Consider the following 22,342-nt stretch of genomic DNA (forward strand, 5'->3'; position numbering starts at 1 on the left):
ATAGTCCAGCCCCATCCGTGAAACGTTAGGAACAGCGCTACCGGTTCGGCAAGGCGTGTTCGACGATGGGCAGCCGCGCGTGCGGCTGGCGCACCCCCCGCTTGGCCGACAGATAGACCTGCGCCGTCTTGTCGGCCACCGTGCGCCAGTCGAAATCGGAGGTGAGTCGTTCGCGGGCGGCGCGGGCGCGCTGCTGCGCGGCCTGCGGGTCGTCGAGCACGGTGCGCACCGCCGCGGCCAGCCGGGCCACGTCGCGCGGCGGGCACGAGACACCGGTCTGGCCGTTGATCACCGCCTCGCCCAGCCCGCCGATGTCGGACGTCACCAGGGGAGTGCCGGCCGCGGCCGCCTCGAGGGCCACGATCCCGAACGGCTCGTAGTGACTGGGCAGCACCGCGACATCGGCGCGATGCAGGACGGCCAGCAGCTCGGCGTGTTCGAGGTGCCCGACGAACCGGATTGCCTTGAGCACCCGGTGTTTGCGGGCCTGCTCGACGAGCCAGGCCTGCTGGGTGCCCTCGCCGGCGATGGTCAGGGTGGTGCCGGGGTGGCTGCGCCTGATCCGCGGCAGCGCGGCGATGGCGTCGTGCACACCCTTCTCGTATTCCAGCCGGCCCAGGTACAGCAGTTCGGCCGGCCCGGTGCGCGGCCGGCGTTCCGCGAACGGCCACCGCGCCGTCTCGATGCCGTTGCAGATCACCGTGATCTCGGCCAGACCGGGGCCGAAGAGCTCGGTGATCTCGTCGGCCATCGACGCCGAACACGTGATCAGCGAGTCGGATTCGCGCACCAGCCACGACTCGACCGCGTGCACCTGACGGCTGATCGCACCGCTGACCCAGCCGGAGTGCCGGCCGGCTTCGGTGGCGTGAATCGTGGAAACCATTGGCGCATCGTAGAATTGGGCGAGCGCGATCGCCGGGTGGGCCACCAGCCAGTCGTGGGCGTGCACGACGTCGGGCCGCCAGGCGCGGTTGGTGCCCGGTGTGGTCAGCGGTAGCCCGGCGCGGATCATGGCGTGGCCCATGGCCAGTGTCCAGGCCATCATGTCGGTGCCGAAGCTGAATTCGTGCGGATCCTGGGCGGCCGCGATCACCCGGACGCCCTCGCTGAGGTGATCCGACGAGGGATGGCTGCGGGGATCGGTTCCGGTGGGCCGCCGGGACAGCACGACGACGTCGTGACCCGCGGCGGCCAGCGCGGTCGACAGGTGATGCACGTGCCGGCCTAGCCCGCCGATCACCACCGGCGGGTATTCCCACGACACCATCAGGATCTTCACGCCAAGACCAACCTCGCCCGCCTCATCGGGGCAGCCTGCGGGCATCGAGGGCGCCGAACAGCCCGTCGGCGCGGTTCCATCCCTGCGCCAGCCGCTGCGCGGTGTCGCGCCGCCCGGACGCCAGCGCGTCGGCGATCTCGCGGGTGGCGTGCGCGTGCAGATGGGCGCGGTAGCGGGCGTAGTCGGCGGCCGAATCCTTGCTCACCATGAACGGCCAGTCGCTGGAGACGGTGAGCAGCGTTTCCCGCAGGATCTGATCGGCGACGTGGTCACGGGGGATCGGCCCGTCCAGCGACGCCGTCTGGGACAGCGCCTTGTCGACGGTGCTCAGCGCCATGTCGACCACTTCGCTGTTGAGCGCCACCAGATCGGCGACCTGCTCGCCCGCCCACACCTGCCAGTCCTTGCCCGATCCCCACGAGCTGGGCGGCAGGGCGACCGGGTGTCCGACGAAGCCGTCGGCGAGGGCGTCGGACAGCGTGCCCACCCGAACGCCCGCCTCGGGCAAGGCCCGCAGCACCCGCTCCAGCCAGGTCGGGCCCTCGTACCACCAGTGGCCGAACAGCTCGGTGTCGAAGGCGGCGATCACATGGGCGGGTCGCCCGATGCGCTCGGACTCGGAGAGCAACCGGTTGCGGACCACCTCGACGAAGTCGGCGACGTGCGTGTCGACCGCGTGGTCGGCGCGCTCGGGGTCGTAGGGCGCCTTGTCCTGCGAGGGCACGTTGCGGCCCGTCACCCGGGCGGGCTTGAGGCCGGTGAGGTGGTCATAGGTATGGAAATCGCGGTACGCGCCGTGCCCCGGATAGCCGGACTTCGGTGACCACACCCGGTAGCTGACCTGCAGGTCGCGCCCGAACGCCACCACGTCGGTGTCGCCGACGGGCCGGCCCAGCGCGGTGTCGCCGTGCAGCGACGGGCCGTCGACCATGAAGTGGGTGACGCCCGCGCCCGCGTAGTCGTGCTCCAGGCCGGGCGCGTAGGCGCACTCGGGCGCCCAGATGCCGCCCGGGCTCCGGGCCAGGCGCGCCTGCGCGTCGGCCAGACCCTCGCGCAGCGCGAACTCGCGCAGCCGGGGCGCCAGCAGCGGCTGGAACGGGTGGGCCAGCGGACCGCCGAGCAGCTCCACCGTGCCGGCGTCGAGCAGGCCGCGCAGCAGCGGGCTGCCGCCGTGCCGCCACCGGGTGCCGAAGTCGTCCAGCGCGCCCTGCGCCTCGGCGGACTCGCGAATCCCCAAGGCGCGCAAGGCTTCCGGCGTGCAGGAGGGGTAGCCGGCCGACTTCGAGCGGGGGGCGCTACGCACGCTGGTGGCCACTGCGGTCGCTTCCAAGGCGCGCAGCCGCCAGTTGGCCAGCCAGTGGTGCATGCCGTCGAGGCAGTACGGGTCGTCGAGCTGCGCGTTGACCACCGGAGTGACGCCGAGGGTGATCAAGCTCCGGCGATCCTCGCCGGCCAACGTGTCGAGCACGCGCATCAGCGGCAGGTAGGCCGCCGCCCAGGATTGGTACAGCCATTCCTCGCCGACGGGCCAGCGGCCGTGATGGGCCAGCCAGGGCAGGTGGGTGTGCAAAACCAGGGTGAAGAGGCCGGGCACCCGGTTCTGCGCCGTGCTCACGGCGCTACCGCGATCGCGACCAGGTCGAGGCTGTCGTCGATGTGGTGGCCGGTGCGCGCACCCTCGCCGGCCTCGATCAGGTCGAAGTCGGCGGTGGTGACCGCGGCGACGTCGGCCGCCAGCTCGGGCGGCCAGGGAGCCCCCGGGTCAGCGGCCATTGCCCGCTGGATCTGCGCGTCGATGATCGAGCCGCCGTGCCGGGCGTCCATCTCCCGCAGCCGCGGGCCGTGGAACAGGCCGCTGATCGAGACATCGCGGAACCCGCCGTCGACCAGCAGCTGGGTGAGCTCGGCGGCGTTGAGTTCCCGGGTGTGGAAGGGGTTGATCGGGGTGTCACGGCCGGGGGAGAAGGTGATCCGGTTGGGGGTCGACATCATCAGCAGCCCGGACGGCCGCAGCACCCGGGCGCACTCCACGACGAACTGTGTTTGGTCCCACAGGTGCTCGATCACCTGGAAGTTGACCACAACGTCGACCGACGAGTCGGGCAGCGGCAGCTGCGCGAGGTTCGCCTGCATGACGTCCACCCGGGGGTAGCGGCTGCGGACATGGGCCACCGCGGCCTCGTCGTAATCGACGGCGATGACGCGGCGCGCGACGCCGGCGATCAGATCGGCGCCGTAGCCCTCGCCGCAGCCGGCCTCGAGCACGTCGGCGTCCACGCAGCGCCCGGCGAGCCGCTGGTAGACGACCTCGTGGCGGCGAAACCAGTAGTTCTCGATGTCCAAACCGGGGATGGTGCGCTCGCCCGTCAGCGTCATCACGGCGTCACCCACCGACGCGGTGTCGCCGGGGATGTGCTGCGGGACGTCAGGGACCGGTGCGCTCATTGCATAGGCAGGCTAACGCGAAGTGTCGGATTCGCGAACCGGAGACGTGAGCCCCCGCTCGTGAGGCGGCGGACGGGCCGCAAGAACGTGCCGCCCGGCGACGATCCCGTCCGGGGCAGCGGACGGGGGAGGAGCGGGCAATATGGCCTGAGCGACCAGCTATGGTGTGAATGCATACCGCACAAAGTTACCGGGTAGTAACACGGCCGTGCGTTGCGAAAACGCGTACCGAGGTTTCGTAGTCGATTGCTGCGAGCCCCCTTCGAGGAGGACGAACCACACTCATGACGAACATCGTGGTCCTGATCAAGCAGGTCCCGGACACCTGGTCGGAGCGCAAGCTCTCTGACGGCGATTTCACCTTGGACCGTGAGGCCGCCGACGCGGTGCTGGACGAGATCAACGAGCGCGCGGTCGAAGAGGCGCTGCAGATTCGCGAGCGCGAGGGCGGCGAGGGGTCGGTGACCGTGCTGACCGCGGGTCCCGAGCGCGCAACCGAGGCCATCCGCAAGGCGCTGTCGATGGGCGCCGACAAGGCCGTCCACCTCAAGGACGACGGCCTGCACGGTTCCGACGTGGTCCAGACCGGATGGGCGTTGGCGCGCGCGCTGGGCACCATCGAGGGCACCGAGCTGGTCATCGCCGGCAACGAGGCGACCGACGGCACCGGCGGCGCGGTGCCGGCCGTCATCGCCGAGTACCTGGGCCTGCCCCAGCTCACCCACGTGCGCAAGCTCTCCATCGAGGGCGACAAGGTCACCGGCGAGCGGGAGACCGACGAGGGCGTGTTCACCCTCGAGGCCACGCTGCCCGCGGTGGTCAGTGTTACCGAGAAGATCAACGAGCCGCGCTTCCCGTCCTTCAAGGGCATCATGGCCGCCAAGAAGAAAGAGGTCACGGTGCTGACCCTGGCCGAGATCGGGGTCGAGCCCGACGAGGTCGGGCTGGAGAACGCCGGGTCGACCGTGCTGTCGTCGACGCCCAAGCCGCCCAAGACCGCGGGCGAGAAGGTCACCGACGAGGGCGAGGGCGGCAACGACATCGCCAAGTACCTGGTCGCCCAGAAGATCATCTAGCACCAGACACCTCCGGACACACGAAAGAGCGAAATAACCCATGGCTGAAGTACTGGTGCTCGTCGAGCACACAGAAGGTGCGCTGAAGAAGGTCACCTCCGAACTGATCACGGCCGCCCGCGCGCTGGGTGAGCCCGCCGCCGTCGTGGTCGGCGCGCCTGGCACCGCCGCGCCTCTGGTCGACGGTCTCAAGGAGGCCGGCGCCGCCAAGATCTACGTCGCCGAGTCCGAGGACGTCGACAAGTACCTGATCACCCCGGTGGTCGACGTGCTGGCCTCGCTTGCCGAGTCCAACTCGCCCGCCGCGGTGATCCTGTCGGCCAACGCCGACGGCAAGGAGATCGCCGGCCGGCTCGCGGCCCGCATCGGCTCCGGCCTGCTGGTCGACGTCGTCGACGTCAAGGAAGGCAACAAGGCGACCTACTCCATCTTCGGTGGCGCGTACACCGTGGAGGCGCAGGCCAACGGCGACACCCCGGTGATCACCGTGCGCGCCGGCGCGATCGACGCCGAGCCGCAGGCCGGCGCCGGCGAAGAGGTCACCGTCGAGGTGCCGGCCCCCGCCGAGAACGCCACCAAGGTCACCGCCCGCGAGCCCGCGGTCGCTGGCGACCGTCCGGAACTGACCGAGGCCACCATCGTCGTCTCCGGGGGTCGCGGCGTCGGCAGCGCGGAGAACTTCAGCGTCGTCGAGGAGCTGGCCGACTCGCTGGGCGCGGCCGTCGGCGCCTCGCGCGCCGCCGTCGACTCCGGCTACTACCCGGGCCAGTTCCAGGTGGGCCAGACCGGTAAGACGGTCTCGCCGCAGCTGTACATCGCGCTGGGCATCTCCGGTGCCATCCAGCACCGGGCGGGCATGCAGACGTCCAAGACGATCATCGCGGTCAACAAGGACGAAGAGGCGCCCATCTTCGAGATCGCCGACTACGGCGTGGTGGGCGACCTGTTCAAGGTGGCTCCGCAGCTCACCGAGGCGATCAAGACCCGCAAGGGCTGAGTTTCTCGGTTGCAACAGCCCCCGGCACCGCGGTGCCGGGGGCTGTTGCGTCGGGGGGCGAATTGACACCGCGTGCGGACCATTGACCCCTTCCCGAAACCGCCAGCACCGGCGCTAGCGGATTGCGAAGTCACACATCGGTTCCCGGGGCGGCCCCGACGCGGCTAGGCGCCGGTCAGCATCGCGTCGATGCGGCGCACGGCGATGGAGCAGACCGTCAGGTAGGGCGCCGCCCACCACGGCACCGACATGCTCACCCGCGCGCCGTCGCCCACCGGGTCCACCCGATGCCGGGTCGCCGGGACACCGGCCACCTTCCACGCCCAGGATCGGCCCGGATCGAACTCGGTCACCTCGAACGGCGCAGAGACCAGCAGCGACGTCTGGACCATGCCCGTCGCGTGCAGGCCCAGCTCGGTGTGTGGCTCATCGAGCCGCGCGCCACGGATCGTCGGCCCCCACTTGGGCCACGCGTCCAGATCGACCAGCAGCTCCCACACCGCGGCCGGCGACGCCGCGATCTGCCGATCCGCGGTGAGGATCATGGCGCGGCCTGCCCAAGCCGACGCTGCTGTTCGATGACGTCATCGAGATCGGTGAGCCTTCGCAGGCCTGCCAACGGTTGGGACATGCGCGTGTTTCCCCCCAGATAGTTCTTGTTGCGCTGCAGAAACATCCAGTAGCCGGCAGTGAAGGGGCAGGCGCGCTCGCCAACCCGCTCGGCCGGGCGATACACGCAGTGCCCGCAGTAGTCGCTCATGCGGTTGATGTACGCGCCGCCCGCGGCGTAGGGCTTCGTCGCCATCAGCCCGCCGTCGGCGTGCTGCGACATGCCCACGACATTGGCGACCATCACCCAGTCGTAGCCATCGACGAAACACCGGTGGAACCAGTCGGTGACCGCGGCGGGATCCCAGCCGCGCTGCAACGCGTAATTGGACAGCACCATCAGCCGCGGGATGTGGTGCGCCCAGCCGTGGTCGCGGACCTGCGCCAGCACGTCGCGCAGGCAGCGGGCCTCGACGGCGTCGGCATCGAGCTCGGCGAACCACTCCGGCAGTCCCGCGTGCGCCTGGAGCGCGTTGTGGCGCCGGTAATCGGGCCCGAAATACCAGTAGACGTGCCAGATGTAGTCCCGCCACCCGATCAGTTGGCGGATGTAACCCTCGACACTGGCCAGCGGGGCGTTGCCCGCGCGGTAGGCGTCCTCGGCCGCGTACGCGCAGTCCAGCGGGTCGAGCAGCCCGAGGTTCATCGGCGCCGACAGCAGGCTGTGCACCATGAAACGGTCACCGGAGAGCATGGCGTCCTCGTGAGGGCCGAAGTGCGGCAACCGATCCCGCACAAACACTGCCAGCGCGGTCTGCGCTTCGGTTGCGGTGACGGGGAATTCGCGCGGCCCGTCGCGACCGACGAAGGCGGCGTCGCCGTCGCGCTCCCAGCGGTCCAGGTCCGCGCGCACCTGCTCGTCGATCTCGTCCTCGTCGGGTCGCCACGGCGCGGGCACGCCCAGCGTCTCGGCGCCTTTCGGAGCCGGCTCTCGGTTGTCGGCGTCGAAGTTCCACCGCCCGCCCACCGGTTGTTCCCCGTCCATCAGCAGCTCGAACCGGCGCCGGGCGTCGCGGTAGAAGTTCTCCAGCAGCAGCGTCCGCTGCCGCTTGGCCCACTCGTCGAAATCCGCGCGGTCGGTGCAGAATCCGCGCGCGGGCAACACCTCGATCGCCGGCCGCGACCGGACGAACCCGTCGGCGGCCCAGGTGGTGGGTTGGCACACGCTGATCGGCTCGCGCACCCGCTCCAACGCCTCGCCGTACGTGCGGGTCCGCAGGAACAGCGCCTGATCGCCCAGTTCGGCCGCGCGGTGGCGCAGCGCGGAGAGCACAAGGTGGGCCTTGCGGCGGTGAAAGCGGCGGCGCCCGAACACCGCGCGGGACTCGATGAGCAACACCGGCTGGTCGCGGTGGTCCAGGAAGTGGGGGCCCAGCTGATCGGCGAAGCACAAACGGCGCGTGTCCGGGCTCATACCGCGGCCGCGGTGTGCTTCACGACGGAGCCTGAATCGCCGAGTGGATCGTCATCTTGCACGCTCTACCCGCAACACTCGGTGCTCAACCGCGGCATTTCGTCATCTCACGTGCACCGACACGTCACAGCGGCGATGCCGACTAGCTCATCGACTACGCCACGTTGGGCTTCATGAGCATCGCTTCAGTCCTCATACCCAGCGAAAAGCCCACCGGCGCGGCGGCCACACCGCGCTACTCCCTGTTGCTGTCCACCGACCCCGCCATGATCGAGGCGGCGCAGCGGCTCCGGTACGACGTGTTCACCAGCACCCCCGGCTTCGCACTGCCGGCGGCCGGCCAGGACGGGCGGGATCTCGACCGGTTCGACGAGTTCTGCGACCACCTGTTGGTGCGCGACGACGACACCGGCGAGCTGGTCGGCTGCTACCGCATGCTGGCGCCGGCCGGCGCCATCGCGGCCGGGGGCCTCTACACCGCCACCGAGTTCGACATCCGCGCCCTGGACCCGCTGCGGCCGTCCCTGGTGGAGATGGGACGCGCCGTGGTGCGCGATGGGCATCGCAACGGCGGCGTCGTGCTGTTGATGTGGGCGGGCATCCTGGCCTACCTGGACCGCTACGGCTACGACCACGTGACCGGATGCGTGTCGGTGCCCATCGGCGATGAAGACGACGGCCCGGCGCCGGGCAGCCGGCTGCGCGGCGTCCGCGACTTCATCCTCGACCGGCACGCGGCACCGCCGGAACACCGGGTGTACCCGCACCGGCCGGTGGTGGTCAACGGGACGGCGATCGACGACATCGCGCCGCCGGCGCGGCCGTCGGTTCCGGCGCTGATGCGCGGATACCTGCGGCTGGGCGCCCAGGTGTGCGGCGAACCCGCGCACGACCCCGACTTCGGCGTCGGCGATTTCTGCGTCCTGCTGGACAAGGCGCACGCCGACACCCGATATCTCAAACGCCTCCGGTCGGTGTCGGCGGCATCGGAAATGGCGGGCGGCCGGCGATGAACGCCCCGGCGGGCACCGGACACTCCTGGCTGCCGCGCGCCTCGTGCGATGCGGGCTGCGTGGGCGTGGGCGACGTGGCGACGCCGCGACGGCTGCGGGTGACGCTGCGGATCGCCCTTCGCCTCACGCTGGCGCTGCTGCTGGCGCCGGGGCTGCCGCTGCTGGCGGTGCCGCTGCCGGGCCGCACCCGCGCGCAGCGCATCTATTGCCGCGCGGTGCTGCGCTGCCTGGGGGTGCGAATCACCGTGACGGGCAACCCGATTCGCAACCTGCGCGGGGTGCTGGTGGTGAGCCCGCACATGTCGTGGCTCGACGTCTTCGCCATCGGCTCGGTGCTGCCCGGGTCGTTCGTCGCGCGCGCCGACATGTTCACCGGCCGCGCGACCGGGGTGGTGGCCCGCATCCTGAAGATCATCCCCATCGAGCGGTCCAGTCTGCGGCGGCTGCCCGGCGTGGTCGACGCCGTCGCCCGCCGGCTGCGCGCCGGTCAGACGGTGGTGGCCTTCCCGGAGGGCACCACCTGGTGCGGAGTGTCCGGCGACGATGCCGGTCGGGACACGGCCGGAAAAGAAGCCGGACAATCGCATCAAGGCCGCGGCGCCTTCTACCCGGCGATGTTCCAGGCCGCGATCGATGCCGCCCGCCCGGTGCAGCCCGTGCGGCTGACCTATCACCACGTCGACGGCAGCCCCTCGACGGTGCCGGCCTTCGTCGGCGACGAGACCCTGCTGAGCTCCATTCGGCGGCTGCTCGTCGTGCCGCGCACGCTGGCGCGGGTGCGCGTCGAGTCCCTGCAGCTCCCGGGGACCGACCGGCGCGCCCTGGCCCACCGCTGCCAGTCCGCGGTGGGCGGCGGAACCGCCCGGCGCGCTGGTCACGGGCACGTGCTGGTGGCCTGAGCAAACGGGCGGGCCGGTATCGTGGTTCGCGTCATGGTCTACCTCGATCACGCCGCCACCACCCCGATGCACCCCGCCGCCGTCGAGGCGATGACGGCTGTGCTCGGCACGGTCGGCAACGCGTCCTCGCTGCACACCAGCGGCCGGGCGGCGCGGCGCCGCATCGAGGAGTCCCGCGAGCTGATCGCCGACCGGCTGGGCGCGCGCCCCTCGGAGGTCATCTTCACCGCCGGCGGCACCGAGAGCGACAACCTGGCGGTCAAGGGCATCTACTGGGCCCGACGAGGAGCCGATCCGCGCCGCCGGCGCATCGTCACCAGTGAGGTGGAACACCACGCCGTGCTGGACTCGGTCAATTGGCTCGTCGAGCACGAGGGCGCCGAGGTCACCTGGCTGCCGACCGCCCCCGACGGGTCGGTGTCGGCCGCGGCGCTGCGCGACGTGCTCACGCGCCACGACGACGTCGCGCTGGTCTCGGTGATGTGGGCCAACAACGAGGTCGGCACCGTGCTGCCGGCGGCCGAACTCGCCGCCGTCGCAGCCGAATTCGGCGTGCCGATGCACAGCGACGCCGTCCAGGCTGTGGGGCAGCTACCGGTCGACTTCGCCGCCAGTGGGCTGTCGGCGATGAGCGTGACCGCGCACAAGTTCGGCGGCCCGCCGGCCGTGGGTGCGCTGCTGCTGCGCCGCGACGTGGCCTGCGTGCCGTTGGCGCACGGGGGCGGGCAGGAGCGCGACATCCGTTCGGGCACCGCCGATGTCGCCGGTGCGGTCGGAATGGCGGCGGCGGCCCGGATCTCGGTCGACGGGCTCGAGACCAACAGCGCCCGGCTGCGGGCGTTACGCGACCGGCTGGTCGACGGCGTGCTGGGCGGCATCGAGGACGTCACCCTCAACGGAGCCCGGGACCCGCTGCGGCTGCCCGGCAACGCGCACTTCACCTTCCGCGGCTGCGAGGGCGATGCGCTGTTGATGCTGCTGGACGCCAATGGAATCGAGTGTTCGACCGGGTCGGCATGCACCGCCGGTGTCGCGCAGCCCTCCCACGTGCTGATCGCGATGGGCGCCGACGCGGCCACCGCCCGTGGATCTTTGCGACTTTCGTTGGGGCACACCAGTTCCGACGCAGACATCGACGCCGTGCTGCGCGTGCTGCCGGGCGCGGTGGACCGCGCCCGACGGGCCGCGCTGGCCGCCGCGGGGGCGTCCTAGGTGAAAGTGCTTGCCGCCATGAGCGGCGGCGTCGACTCGTCGGTCGCCGCCGCCCGGATGGTCGACGCCGGACACGACGTGGTCGGCGTGCACCTGGCGCTGTCCAGCGCGCCCGGCACGCTGCGCACCGGCTCGCGGGGGTGTTGCTCGAAGGAGGACGCCTCCGATGCGCGCCGCGTCGCCGACGTGCTCGGAATTCCGTTCTACGTATGGGATTTCGCCGAGAGGTTCGCCGCGGACGTCATCGACGAATTCGTGGCGTCGTACGCGCGCGGCGAAACGCCCAACCCGTGTGTGGTGTGCAATCAGAAGATCAAATTCTCGGCGCTGTCCGCGAAAGCCGTTGCGCTGGGCTTCGATACGGTGGCCACCGGCCATTACGCCCGGCTCGCCGACGGCCGGCTGCGCCGCGCCGTCGATCACGATAAAGACCAGTCCTACGTGCTGGCCGTCCTGAGCGCCGAGCAGCTGCGGCACGCGGCGTTCCCGATCGGGGACACCCCCAAGCCGCAGATCCGGGCCGAAGCCGCCCGGCGCGGCCTGACCGTCGCCGACAAGCCGGACAGCCACGACATCTGCTTCATCCCCTCGGGCAACACCCGCGCGTTCCTGGGCGAGCGCATCGGGGTGCGCCGCGGCGCGGTGGTCAATGCGGACGGCACGGTGCTCGCCGAGCACGACGGCGTGCACGGTTTCACCATCGGGCAGCGCAAGGGACTCGGCATCGCCGGACCGGGACCCGACGGCCGCCCGCGCTACGTGACAGCGATCGACGCCGAGACGGCCACGGTGCGGGTGGGGGAGGCCGCCGACCTCGAGATACACGAAATGGTCGGGCGGGCACCGGTTTTCACCTCGGGCGTCGCGCCGTCGGGCCCGCTGGAGTGCGCGGTTCAGGTGCGCGCGCACGGTGAAGCCGCCGACGCGATAGCCGAACTGGTCAACGGCGAGCTGGTGGTGCGACTGCGCGCCCCGATGCGCGGCGTGGCGCGGGGCCAGACGCTGGTGCTCTATCGCCGCGACCCCGACGGCGACGAGGTGCTCGGCAGCGCCACCATCGCCGGCACCGCACGCTGATCACCGCGGCATGTTCGCCGAGATATTCGTCATCACGATGTCGGACACCGACTGCGCGAAGCCGCAGAAGGTGACCTCCAGCATGGCCACCGACAGGATCCGGTAGTCGCGGCCGCAGCCGCCCGGCCGCAGGTGCAGCGTGGTGGCATCGGCGTTCCAGTCGCCGACGTAGAGTTGCCCGCTCGAGCCGTTCGCGCAGTCGCCGACGGTGCCCACCAGGGCGCCGAAGGCGCGCCGGGCGGCGTCGGCATCGCGGTAGGCCGCGGCGCCTTCGGAGATCAGCGCGCCGTCGGGCGGGTCCTGAAAGGTCGTCTTGTGGAATGCCTCCAGGTCGCGGCCGAACGTCGCCGTCTCGGCGTAGATGAACCGGCACTCGCGCGGCGCGGTCTCGGCGAGCGCGTCGATGTCCACCGGGCTGGTGCCGTCCATCGAGGGGATGATGGTCAGATGCTCACCGGCGCCGGTGATCGCGCGCATCCGGGACTGGTCCAGCAGGATCGCGTCGACGTCGACGCCCTGCACCACTCTGCGGTTGGCGCCGGAACCCGCCAGGGCCGCGCCGTCCACCACCCGAGTGCACGACGCCACCAGCGCCACCGCCGCGCACAACAGCGGCAGCCACGCTGATTTCGCCTTCTGCGACACCTTTACGCACCCCTTTTGCGTTGAACCTACCCGCGCGGCCAGCGCGCACACAGACCCCTGCCGACCGGGGGGTGCTGCGACGTCGAATACGGTTGTCGGGTGAGTGTTTTCGCCCATCCCTTCGCCGCCGCCAGCGGTGTCGGCTCGTGGCCCGGCCGCGCCGCGCGGGAAGCCGCCGAAGTCGTGGTGGGCGAACTGGCGGGCGCACTGGCGCACATCGTCGAGTTGCCCGCCCGCGGCGTCGGTGCCGACATGCTCGGCCGGGCCGGCGCGCTGCTGGTCGACGTGGCCATTGACACGGTGCCGCGCGGCTACCGGCTTGCCGCCCGGCCCGGCGCGGTCACCCGCCGCGCGATCAGCCTGCTCGACGAGGACATGGACGCGCTGGAGGAGGCCTGGGAGGCCGCCGGCCTGCGCAACGACGGCCGGGTGGTGAAGGTGCAGGCGCCGGGCCCGATCACGCTGGCCGCCGAAATCGAGCTGGCCAACGGCCACCGGGCGATCACCGACCCCGGGGCGCTGCGCGACCTGGCCGCGTCGCTGGCCGAGGGGGTGGCCGCGCATCGGGCCGGGATGGCCCGCCGGCTCGAGGCGGAGGTGGTGGTCCAGTTCGACGAGCCGTCGCTGCCCAAAGCGCTGGGCGGGGGGCTGAGTGGGGTCACCTCGCTGAGCCCGGTGGCGCCCGTCGAGGAGGAATTGGCCGCCGGCCTGCTCGACAGCTGCGCCCACACGGTCGGGGGCGAGGTGCTGCTGCACTGCTGCGCCCCGGGTATCCCATGGGAACTGTTGCAACGCAGCGCATTTCGTGCCGTGTCGGTGGACGCGGGTGCGCTGACCGCCGCGGACCTGGACGGCATCGCCGAGTTCGTGGAGCCGGGCCGCACCGTCGTGCTGGGGGTGCTCGGCGCCGAGCCCCCGCCGCGCCGCCCGGCGGCGGAGGAGGTGGCCGCCGCGGTGGTCGCCGTCACCGACCGCCTCGGCTTCGCCCGCCCGGCGCTGCGCGACCGCATCGGCGTCACCCCCGCCTGCGGGCTGGCCGGCGCCACGCCGCAGTGGGCCCGCGCCGCGATCGGGCTCGCCCGCAAGGCGGCCGAGATGTTCGCCGAGGACCCCGACGCCATCGGATAGGCAACCAATTGGTTGCGTTTTGGGCCCCGATGTGCTGCACTCATAGGCAACCAGGACGTTGCACATGAAGATCGAGAAGCAGGTCGTGCTGCGCGCGCCGCTCGACCGGGTGTGGCGGGCGATCAGCGACGCCGAGGAGTTCGGACGCTGGTTCGGGGTGCGGTTCGATGGGCCGTTCGTGGCCGGAACGTCGGTGACCGCCGCGATCACCCCCACCACCGTCGACGGCGAGGTCGCCAAGCGTCAGGAGCCGCACACCGGAGTCCGCAGCACCTGGCAGATCGTCGCCGTCGAGCCGCCGCGCCGGTTCGCCTACCGCTGGCACCCGTTCGCCGTCGACCCCGACATCGACTACGACCAGGAGCCGACCACGCTCGTCGAGTTCATCCTGGCGGAGCGGCCCGACGGCGTGCTGCTGACCATCACCGAGTCCGGGTTCGAGGCGATCCCACCGGCACGTCGCGGCCCGTCCTTCGAGGCCAACGGCGAGGGCTGGGCGATCCAGACCACGCTGGTACGCCGGTACGTCGAGGGCGTCCGGGTATGAAAGTCGCCGTCGACGCGCCGCTCTTCGACGCGCTCGGTGACCCCAACCGGCTGCGCATCATCGTGCGGCTCTGCGATCACGGCCCGAGCTCGACATCACAGGTCACCAGCGTCATACCGGTCACCCGGCAGGCGGCCAGCAAGCACCTGCAGCTGCTGGAGTCCGTCGGGCTGGTGACCAGCAGCCGGCGGGGCCGCGAGCGGGTGTGGGCGGTGCGGACCGAGCCGCTGGCGTCGGCCAGCGACTACCTGAGCCAGCTGTCCCGCCGGTGGGATGCCGCCGTGGATCGGTTGCGCTCTTACGTGCAGGACTGAGCGCGCCGGGTTTTGCGTCGGTGTCCTCGGATAGCCTGCCAAGGTGAGCTCAGCAGAAGCTGATTCGGTATCGCCCGAGGTGCGCCGGCAGTGGCAGGACCTGGCCGAAACGGTCCGCGAACACCAGTTCCGCTACTACATCAAGGACGCCCCGATCATCTCGGACGCGGACTTCGACGCGATGTTCAACGAACTCCTGGCGCTGGAGGAGCGGCATCCCGAGCTTCGGGTGGCCGATTCGCCGACCCAGCTGGTCGGCGGCGCGGGGTTCGCCACCGAGTTCGCCGAGGCGGCGCACCTGGAGCGGATGCTGAGCCTCGACGACGTCTTCGATCGCGACGAGCTGGTGGCCTGGAGCAACCGCGTCGAGAACGAGGTCGGCAAACAACCGCATTACCTGTGCGAACTCAAGATCGACGGGGTGGCCTTGTCGCTGGTGTATCGCGACGGCCGGTTGGAGCGCGCCGCCACCCGGGGCGACGGCCGGGTCGGCGAGGACGTGACGCTCAACGCGCGGACCATCGACGACGTCCCGGAGCGGCTGTCGGCCGGCACGGACTTCCCGGTTCCCGCCCTGCTCGAGGTGCGCGGCGAGGTGTTCTTTCTGCTCGCCGATTTCGAGGCGCTCAACGCCAGCCTGGTCGAGGACGGCAAGGCGCCGTTCGCCAACCCGCGCAACAGCGCGGCCGGGTCGCTGCGCCAGAAGAACCCGGCCGTCACCGCCCGGCGCAAGCTGCGGATGATCTGTCACGGCGTTGGCCGCACCGAGGGGTTCGCGCCCAAGAGCCAGCACGAGGCCTACGCCGCGCTGAGCGCCTGGGGGCTGCCGGTGGCCGCACAGACCGCGCGGGTGCGCGGCCTGGCCGCCGTCGAGGAGCGGATCGCCTACTGGGGTGAACACCGCTACGACCTCGAGCACGAAATCGACGGCGTGGTCGTCAAAGTCGACGACGTCGCCCTGCAGCGCCGGCTGGGAACCACCTCGCGCGCGCCGCGGTGGGCCGTCGCCTACAAGTACCCGCCGCAGGAGGCGCAGACCAAGCTGCTCGACATCCGCGTCAACGTCGGGCGCACCGGACGCGTCACGCCGTTCGCATTCATGACGCCGGTGAAGGTGGCCGGGTCAACGGTGGGGCTGGCCACCCTGCACAACGCCGCCGAGGTCAAGCGCAAGGGTGTGCTGATCGGCGACACGGTGATGATCCGCAAGGCCGGTGACGTGATCCCGGAGGTGCTCGGCCCCGTCGTGGACCTGCGCGACGGCTCCGAACGCGAATTCGAGATGCCCACCGCGTGTCCCGAGTGCGGCACCCCGCTGGCGCCGGCCAAGGAGGGCGACGCCGACATCCGTTGCCCCAACGCCCGGTCCTGTCCGGCGCAGTTGCGCGAGCGGGTCTTTCACGTCGCCGGCCGCGGTGCATTCGACATCGAGGGGCTCGGTTACGAGGCCGCCATCGCGCTGCTGAAAGCTGGCGTGATCGCCGACGAGGGCGACCTGTTCACGCTCAGCGAGGACGACCTGCTGCGCACCGAGCTGTTCCGGACCAAGGCCGGTTCCCTGTCCGCGAACGGCAGGCGCCTGCTGGACAACCTGGACAAGGCCAAGCAGGTGGCGCTGTGGCGGGTGCTGGTGGCGCTGTCGATCCGGCATGTCGGCCCGACGGCCGCGCGCGCCCTGGCGACCGAGTTCGGCGACCTGGACGCGATCATGTCGGCATCGACGGAGCGGCTGGCCGCGGTGGAAGGCGTCGGGCCGACGATCGCGGCGGCGCTCACCGAGTGGTTCACCGCCGACTGGCACCGCGCGATCGTCGAGAAGTGGCGCGCCGCAGGCGTGCGGATGGCCGACGCGCGCGACACCAGCGTGCCGCGCACGCTGGAGGGGCTGACGGTGGTGGTCACCGGGTCGCTGGCCGGCTTCTCCCGCGACGACGCCAAGGAGGCGATCCTGGCGCGCGGCGGAAAGGCCGCCGGCTCGGTGTCGAAGAAGACCGACTACGTCGTGGCCGGTGATTCGCCGGGTTCCAAGTACGACAAGGCGATCGAGCTGGGAGTGCCCGTCCTCGACGAGGACGGCTTCCGGACACTGCTCGCCGAGGGTCCGACCGAGACCCCCGCGGACTGAGCCGATGAGCAATCGGTACGGTGATTCCACGCGCAGCCTCAAAGCCGTTGATTCTCAAGCAATTCCGGGTCAGCCGGTGGCCCCGCAGCCGGTGCTGGCTTCCACCTACCACCTGTCCGGCGACGAGTCCGGTGCCGTGGACAACTACGGCCGCGACTCCAATCCGACTTGGCGGCAACTGGAATCCGCACTTGCCGAGCTGGAGGGGGCGGCCGGTGCGCTGGTGTTCGGCTCGGGCATGGCGGCCATCGCCGCGGTGCTGCGGACCCTGGCGACCCCCGGATCGACGGTGGTGATACCCGCTGACGGTTACTACGAAGTTCGCCGCTATGCCCGCGAGGACCTGGCGCCGGCGGGCGTGAGCGTCATCGAGGCGTCGAGTGCGCAGATCTATGACGCCGCCGTGGGGGCCGACGTGGTGCTGGCCGAGACCCCCACCAATCCGGCGTTGGACGTCGTTGATCTGCACCGGCTGGCCACCATCTGCCGGGGGCGCGGCGCCCGGTTAATCGTCGACAACACCGTCGCCACGCCCCTGGGGCAGCAGCCGCTGTCGCTGGGCGCCGACGCGGTGGTGGCCAGCGCCACCAAGGCCCTGTCGGGTCACAGCGACCTGTTGGCCGGATACGTCGCCACCGATCAGCCCGAGCTGCTCGCCGCGGTGCGGCGCCACCGGCAGTCCGCGGGTGCGATCCTGGGCGGGTTCGAGGCGTGGCTTCTGTTGCGCAGCATGGGAACTGCGGGATTGCGCTTCGAACGCCAATGCCAGAACGCCCGGGCGGTGGCGACCATGCTGGCCCGTCACCCGGCCGTGCGGGCGGTGCGCTATCCGGGCTTGGTCGACGACCCGGCGCACCAAGTGGCCATGGCCCAGATGCGCCGATTCGGGGCGCTGGTCTCGGTCGAATTGGCCGATGCGGCCGCGGTGCACGCGCTGGTGGACCGCAGCGAACTGCTGGTCGCCTCCACCAGTTTCGGTGGCCTGCACACCTCGGTGGACCGCAGGGCGCGCTGGGGTGACCCGGTCCCCGACGGATTCGCGCGCATCTCACTGGGTATCGAGGACACCGACGACCTGCTCACCGACATCGAACGCGCGCTGCTGCCCTCGCGCTGACGCGACATCCGTCGGGCCGGACTGGCGGAAATTGGTCCGCATCGCCCGAGCGGCTCTATCGTGGGCTCTATGACCCAGACGGCCGATCGGTGCGAGCACGCATCGCCGTGGTCGCCGCGCGAGGCCGAAATCCTGGCCGTGACCCTGGCGCTACTGCAGGAACACGGCTATGACCAGCTGACGGTGGACGCGGTGGCCAACGCCGCGCGGGCCAGCAAGGCCACGGTCTATCGGCGCTGGCCGTCCAAGGCCGAGCTGGTGCTGGCGGCCTTCATCGAAGGCGTCCGCAAGGTGGCCGTCCCGCCGAACACCGGCTCGCTGCGCGGTGATCTGCTGAGCCTGGGGGAGACGATCAGCCTGGAGTGCGGACAGCACGCCGGCACCATCCGCGCGGTGATGGTCGAGGTGTCGCGGCACCCCGCGCTCAATGACGCCCTGCAGCATCAATTCCTCGACCAGCGCAAGGCAACGATCCAGCACGTGCTGCGTCAGGCCGTCGCCCGGGGCGCCGAACACCTCGAGCACGACCCGCTTGGGGTTGAACGGGACGATCTCGGCCGCCAACCCGCTGTTGGCCGCCGTGTTGTCGTGCGAGCCGAAGATGCCGTGCAGGCGATAGATCCCGAATCCCGCGAGCGCCACGACCAGCACCGCGACGAGCACCATCCATCCCCGCCTCACCAGGGACGCAATCGAAAAGCCTTTCACCCGTTAGCCTTTCGAAGATCGGGCGACAAGATCACGCTCAAGCCAACTGCGGCTGCCAACCTCGTGAGCGTGATCGACAGCTATGACAGTACGGTACGGGACCGTACTGTACAAGAGACGCGCGCGTACATATTTCCCACGGGCGGGCGCGGGCATGCGGCGCCGTTACCCGGCGGGCTTGGTCAGGCCGGGGATGAGAAACCCGTCGACAAACGCCTGCACGGCATCTTCGGCTCGCACGACAACACGGCGGCCAACAGCGGGTTGGCGGCCGAGATCGTCCCGTTCAACCCCAAGCGGGTCGTGCTCGAGGTGTTCGGCGCCCCGGGGGCGACCGCCACCATCAACTACCTCGACGTCAACGCCCAGCCCCAGCAAGTCAAGGACGCGCCCTTGCCGTGGTCGTTCACCATCACCAGCACCGAGCCCGCGGTGATCGGCAACGTCGTCGCGCAGGGCAACGGTGACACCCTGGGCTGCCGCATCATCGTCAACGGCGAAGTGAAAGACCAACGCACCGTCCACAAAGTCGACGCCTACACCTTCTGTCTGGACAAATCTGGATGACAAACCATGAGCAGTCGCGGCCCTTCGTGCCGCGCACCATCCGCCGGCTCGCGCTGCCGATCCTGTTGTTCTGGGTGGCGCTGGCCGCCATCACCAACATCGCCGTCCCGCAGCTAGAAGACGTGGGCAAGACTCACAACGTGGCGCTGAACTCCCCAGATGCCCCGTCGCTCAAGGCGATCAAGCGCATCGGCGAGAAGTTCGGAGAGTTCAACACCGACAGCTCGGCGATGATCGTGCTGGAAGGCGACAAACCGCTGGGCGCCGAAGCCCACCGGTTCTACGACGAGATGGTCCGCAGGATCGAGCAGGACCACAAACACGTCCAGCACGTCCAGGATTACTGGGGCGACACGTTGACGGCGGCCGGATCGCAGAGCAGCGACGGCAAGGCCGCCTATGTTCAGGTGAACCTCGCCGGCAATCAGGGCTCGGCCTTGGCCAACGAGGGTGTCGGGGCGCTGCGCGACATCATCGAGCGCATGAAACCGCCGCCGGGGGTCAAGACCTATGTGACCGGTGCGGCGCCGCTGATCTCCGATCAGTTCGACGTCGGCAGCAAGGGCACCGCGAAGGTCACCGGGATCACCATCGGGGTGATCGCGCTGATGCTGTTCTTCGTCTATCGCTCGGTGCTCACCACGCTGCTGGTGCTCGCCACCGTGCTCATCGAAATGTCCGCCGCCCGAGGCCTTGTCGCGTTCCTGGGTAATGCCGGCGTGATCGGGCTGTCGACGTATGCCACGAATCTGCTCACGCTGCTGGTGATCGCGGCCGGCACCGACTACGCGATATTTTTCGTCGGCCGCTACCAGGAGGCGCGCGGCGCCGGCGAGGATCGCGAAAAAGCCTTCTACACCATGTATCACGGCACGACGCACATCGTGTTGGGTTCGGGGCTCACCGTCGCGGGCGCTGTGGCCTGCCTGAGCTTCACCCGGTTGCCCTACTTCCAAAGCCTGGGTATCCCAGCCGCATTGGGTATCCTCGTCGCGCTGTTCGCCGCGCTCACCCTGGGGCCGGCGATCCTCACCCTGGGCGCCATGGTCGGCATCTTCGACCCCAAACGGGCGATCCGAACCCGCGGCTGGCGGCGGATCGGCACCGCCATCGTCCGCTGGCCCGGAGCGGTGCTCGCGGCGGCGTGCGCGCTGGCACTGGTGGGCCTGCTCGCCCTGCCCGGCTACAAGACCAGTTACGACACCCGCCCATACATGCCGGCCAGCGCGCCGGCCAACATCGGGTACACGGCCGCCGAGAAGCACTTCTCGCGGGCCCGTCTGGAGCCCGAATTGTTGATGGTCGAAACCGATCACGACATGCGCAACCCGGAGAGCATGCTGGTGCTGGACAAGGTGGCCAAGGCGGTGTTCCACGTTCCGGGTGTGGCGCAGGTGCAGACCATCACCCGGCCGCTGGGGACCCCGCTCGTCCACAGCTCACTCGCCTTCGTGGTCAGCAATTCCAGTGCGGCGCAACAGCAAAACCTGACCTATCAACAGGATCGGGCCAACGACGCCCTCAAGCAGGCCAATGAGCTGAGCAAGACCATCGACATCCTCAAGCAGCAGTACGCCTTGCAACAACAACTCGCCGGCACCACCCACGAGGAGACCGAAAGTTTCCGCGACACGCTCGTCACCATCCGGGACCTGCGCGACAAGATCGCGAACTTCGACGACTTCTTCCGCCCGGTGCGCAGCTACTTCTACTGGGAGAAGCATTGTTACGACATTCCCGTCTGCTTCGCGTTCCGGTCGCTGTTCGACGCGCTCGACGGCATTGACCAGCTCACCGAAAAGTTCGAAAACCTCACGGCCTCCCTCGACAAGCTCGACGCGCTGCAGCCGAAACTGACGGCGCTGATACCGCCGCAGATCGCGAGCCAGCAGACCAATCGCGATCTGACTCTTGCGAATTACGCCACGCTGTCCGGGATCTACGCGCAGACCGCGGCCGCGATCGACAACGCGACGGCGCTCGGGCGCGCCTTCGACGCGGCCAAGAACGACGACACCTTCTACCTGCCGCCCGAGGTGTTCAACAACCCCGACTTCAAGCGTGGGCTGAAACTGTTCCTGTCCCCGGACGGCAAGGCCGTCCGGATGATCGTCACCCACGAGGGCGATCCGGCTACGCCGGAAGGCATTTCGCACATCGACCCGATGGCCAAGGCGGCACATGAGGCCCTGAAGGGCACGCCGATGGCCGACGCGCACGTCTATCTCGGCGGCACCTCCTCGACCTATAAGGACATCCAGGACGGCGCCAAATACGACCTGATGATCGTGGCGTTCGCCGCGCTGAGCCTCATCCTGCTCATCATGATGATCATCACGCGCAGCCTGATCGCCGCGCTGGTGATCGTGGGCACCGTCGCGTTATCGCTGGGGGCGTCCTTCGGACTCTCGGTCTTGGTGTGGCAGTACATCTTCGGCATCGAGCTGTATTGGGTCGTGCTGGCGCTGGCGGTGATCCTGCTGCTGGCGGTGGGATCGGACTACAACCTGCTGTTGATCTCGCGGTTCAAGGAAGAGATCCATGCGGGCCTGAATACCGGCATCATCCGGGCCATGGCCGGCTCCGGCTCGGTGGTCACCTCGGCGGGCATCGTCTTCGCCGTCACCATGTGTGCGTTCGTGTTCAGCGGTTTTCAGGTGCTCGGTCAGATCGGGACGACGATCGGGCTCGGCCTGTTGTTCGACACGCTGATCGTGCGGTCATTCATGACGCCTTCTGTCGCAAGGCTTCTCGGGCGCTGGTTCTGGTGGCCACAACGGGTGCGGCCACGCCCGGCCAGCACCATGCTGCGGCCCTACGGCCCACGCCCGGCGGTTCGACAGCTGCTGTTGTGGGAGGACGACGACCCTGTCGCGATGTCGGGATCGAGGTCCGCATCGATGGCCGGATCGAAAGCGCAGGCGCCCTAGCGCGACCTGATTTCGGCTCACGGATCGGGATTCGCGGTGTGTGCAGTGGGCGAGGCTGTGCCTGTCGGGCATGGGCTGGGGGATGCGTGGACCGAATTCTTCAGCGGGCATCCGGCGGCCCGTTTTTGTCGGTGGTGGCTGTGATGATGGCGTCATGTCTCCGACCGCGACTGCAGCCAGCGTCGAAGCGTCCCCGAAGGAACGTCTCGGGGAGCTCTTCGACGAACTGGCGGAGTT

General features: G+C 69.9%; 18 protein-coding genes and 3 pseudogenes. 14 read left to right on the top strand and 7 right to left on the bottom strand.

What is annotated here, in order from left to right; genetic code table 11:
- Nucleotides 1-37: 37 nt before the first annotated feature.
- The 3 genes from A5622_RS20460 to A5622_RS20470 are packed head-to-tail and all read right to left on the bottom strand — an operon-like array spanning nucleotide 38 to nucleotide 3,727.
- A complete protein-coding gene (locus A5622_RS20460) occupies nucleotides 38-1,282 on the bottom strand; it encodes a glycosyltransferase family 4 protein (RefSeq protein WP_066880871.1) in 1,245 nt (414 codons plus the stop codon).
- Nucleotides 1,283-1,304: 22 nt separating this feature from the next.
- A complete protein-coding gene (locus A5622_RS20465) occupies nucleotides 1,305-2,897 on the bottom strand; it encodes a glycoside hydrolase family 57 protein (RefSeq protein WP_066880873.1) in 1,593 nt (530 codons plus the stop codon).
- The gene (locus tag A5622_RS20470; protein WP_066880875.1) at nucleotides 2,894-3,727 is read right to left on the bottom strand and encodes a bifunctional 2-polyprenyl-6-hydroxyphenol methylase/3-demethylubiquinol 3-O-methyltransferase UbiG; all 834 of its coding nucleotides are present in this window, start codon (nucleotides 3,725-3,727) and stop codon (nucleotides 2,894-2,896) included. Before A5622_RS20470 ends, A5622_RS20465 begins: the two co-directional genes overlap by 4 nt.
- A 284-nt stretch (nucleotides 3,728-4,011) precedes the next feature.
- On the opposite strand from A5622_RS20470, the gene A5622_RS20475 reads away from it, so the two are divergent.
- Entirely contained in the window at nucleotides 4,012-4,803 is a 792-nt protein-coding gene (locus A5622_RS20475; RefSeq protein ID WP_066862146.1) for an electron transfer flavoprotein subunit beta/FixA family protein, read from the top strand.
- 40 nt (nucleotides 4,804-4,843) lie between these two features.
- Nucleotides 4,844-5,800 carry an electron transfer flavoprotein subunit alpha/FixB family protein gene (locus tag A5622_RS20480; RefSeq protein WP_066862143.1) on the top strand — a complete coding sequence of 319 codons (957 nt, stop codon included), beginning with the start codon at nucleotides 4,844-4,846 and terminating at the stop codon, nucleotides 5,798-5,800.
- 164 nt (nucleotides 5,801-5,964) lie between these two features.
- Here A5622_RS20480 and A5622_RS20485 read toward each other — a convergent pair whose 3' ends face one another.
- Both A5622_RS20485 and A5622_RS20490 read right to left on the bottom strand, forming a co-directional pair.
- Nucleotides 5,965-6,345, bottom strand: coding sequence for an SRPBCC family protein (locus A5622_RS20485; protein WP_066862140.1), 381 nt, complete (start codon nucleotides 6,343-6,345; stop codon nucleotides 5,965-5,967).
- Nucleotides 6,342-7,823: a cryptochrome/photolyase family protein gene (locus A5622_RS20490; RefSeq protein WP_066880877.1), complete on the bottom strand. Its 1,482-nt coding sequence runs from the start codon at nucleotides 7,821-7,823 to the stop codon at nucleotides 6,342-6,344. The genes A5622_RS20485 and A5622_RS20490 overlap by 4 nt, the downstream gene beginning before the upstream one ends.
- A gap of 173 nt (nucleotides 7,824-7,996) precedes the next feature.
- Between A5622_RS20490 and A5622_RS20495 the strand changes: the two genes are divergently transcribed.
- From A5622_RS20495 to mnmA, 4 genes are read left to right on the top strand one after another with little or no spacing between them, the layout of a single operon-like run.
- Nucleotides 7,997-8,836 (top strand): GNAT family N-acetyltransferase, encoded by an 840-nt coding sequence (locus A5622_RS20495; RefSeq protein ID WP_066862135.1) that lies wholly within the window; start codon nucleotides 7,997-7,999, stop codon nucleotides 8,834-8,836.
- Nucleotides 8,833-9,735 carry a 1-acyl-sn-glycerol-3-phosphate acyltransferase gene (locus A5622_RS20500; RefSeq protein WP_066880878.1) on the top strand — a complete coding sequence of 301 codons (903 nt, stop codon included), beginning with the start codon at nucleotides 8,833-8,835 and terminating at the stop codon, nucleotides 9,733-9,735. Before A5622_RS20495 ends, A5622_RS20500 begins: the two co-directional genes overlap by 4 nt.
- Before the next feature lie 33 nt (nucleotides 9,736-9,768).
- Nucleotides 9,769-10,947, top strand: coding sequence for a cysteine desulfurase family protein (locus tag A5622_RS20505; protein ID WP_066880880.1), 1,179 nt, complete (start codon nucleotides 9,769-9,771; stop codon nucleotides 10,945-10,947).
- A complete protein-coding gene (mnmA, locus tag A5622_RS20510) occupies nucleotides 10,948-12,024 on the top strand; it encodes a tRNA 2-thiouridine(34) synthase MnmA (RefSeq protein WP_082994647.1) in 1,077 nt (358 codons plus the stop codon).
- Here mnmA and A5622_RS20515 read toward each other — a convergent pair whose 3' ends face one another.
- The gene (locus tag A5622_RS20515; protein ID WP_197498200.1) at nucleotides 12,025-12,669 is read right to left on the bottom strand and encodes a sensor domain-containing protein; all 645 of its coding nucleotides are present in this window, start codon (nucleotides 12,667-12,669) and stop codon (nucleotides 12,025-12,027) included.
- A 99-nt stretch (nucleotides 12,670-12,768) separates the two neighbouring features.
- On the opposite strand from A5622_RS20515, the gene A5622_RS20520 reads away from it, so the two are divergent.
- From A5622_RS20520 to A5622_RS20545, 6 genes and pseudogenes are all read left to right on the top strand, one after another.
- On the top strand, nucleotides 12,769-13,797 hold the full coding sequence (locus A5622_RS20520) for a methionine synthase (RefSeq protein WP_066880883.1): 1,029 nt from the start codon (nucleotides 12,769-12,771) through the stop codon (nucleotides 13,795-13,797).
- A gap of 64 nt (nucleotides 13,798-13,861) precedes the next feature.
- Nucleotides 13,862-14,344: an SRPBCC family protein gene (locus tag A5622_RS20525; RefSeq protein WP_066880885.1), complete on the top strand. Its 483-nt coding sequence runs from the start codon at nucleotides 13,862-13,864 to the stop codon at nucleotides 14,342-14,344.
- Nucleotides 14,341-14,658 carry a helix-turn-helix transcriptional regulator gene (locus A5622_RS20530; protein WP_066880887.1) on the top strand — a complete coding sequence of 106 codons (318 nt, stop codon included), beginning with the start codon at nucleotides 14,341-14,343 and terminating at the stop codon, nucleotides 14,656-14,658. The genes A5622_RS20525 and A5622_RS20530 overlap by 4 nt, the downstream gene beginning before the upstream one ends.
- A gap of 43 nt (nucleotides 14,659-14,701) precedes the next feature.
- Entirely contained in the window at nucleotides 14,702-16,783 is a 2,082-nt protein-coding gene (gene ligA / locus A5622_RS20535; protein ID WP_066880889.1) for an NAD-dependent DNA ligase LigA, read from the top strand.
- Nucleotides 16,784-16,787: 4 nt separating this feature from the next.
- Nucleotides 16,788-17,900 (top strand): cystathionine gamma-lyase, encoded by a 1,113-nt coding sequence (locus A5622_RS20540; RefSeq protein WP_066880891.1) that lies wholly within the window; start codon nucleotides 16,788-16,790, stop codon nucleotides 17,898-17,900.
- Between the two features lie 57 nt (nucleotides 17,901-17,957).
- Nucleotides 17,958-18,407 (top strand): annotated as a pseudogene (locus A5622_RS20545) (TetR/AcrR family transcriptional regulator); the annotation flags it as partial.
- Here A5622_RS20545 and A5622_RS28525 read toward each other — a convergent pair.
- Nucleotides 18,372-18,608 (bottom strand): annotated as a pseudogene (locus A5622_RS28525) (MmpS family transport accessory protein); the annotation flags it as partial. The pseudogenes A5622_RS20545 and A5622_RS28525 sit on opposite strands and share 36 nt — an antisense overlap.
- 213 nt (nucleotides 18,609-18,821) lie before the next feature.
- Between A5622_RS28525 and A5622_RS20550 the strand changes: the two are divergent.
- Both A5622_RS20550 and A5622_RS20555 read left to right on the top strand, forming a co-directional pair.
- Nucleotides 18,822-19,175 (top strand): annotated as a pseudogene (locus tag A5622_RS20550) (MmpS family transport accessory protein); the annotation flags it as partial.
- Nucleotides 19,172-22,105 carry an RND family transporter gene (locus A5622_RS20555; RefSeq protein ID WP_066880893.1) on the top strand — a complete coding sequence of 978 codons (2,934 nt, stop codon included), beginning with the start codon at nucleotides 19,172-19,174 and terminating at the stop codon, nucleotides 22,103-22,105. The pseudogene A5622_RS20550 and the gene A5622_RS20555, both read left to right, overlap by 4 nt.
- Nucleotides 22,106-22,342 lie beyond the last annotated feature (237 nt).

This window comes from Mycobacterium sp. 1245801.1 (genome assembly GCF_001673055.1).
GTDB lineage: Bacteria > Actinomycetota > Actinomycetes > Mycobacteriales > Mycobacteriaceae > Mycobacterium > Mycobacterium europaeum_A.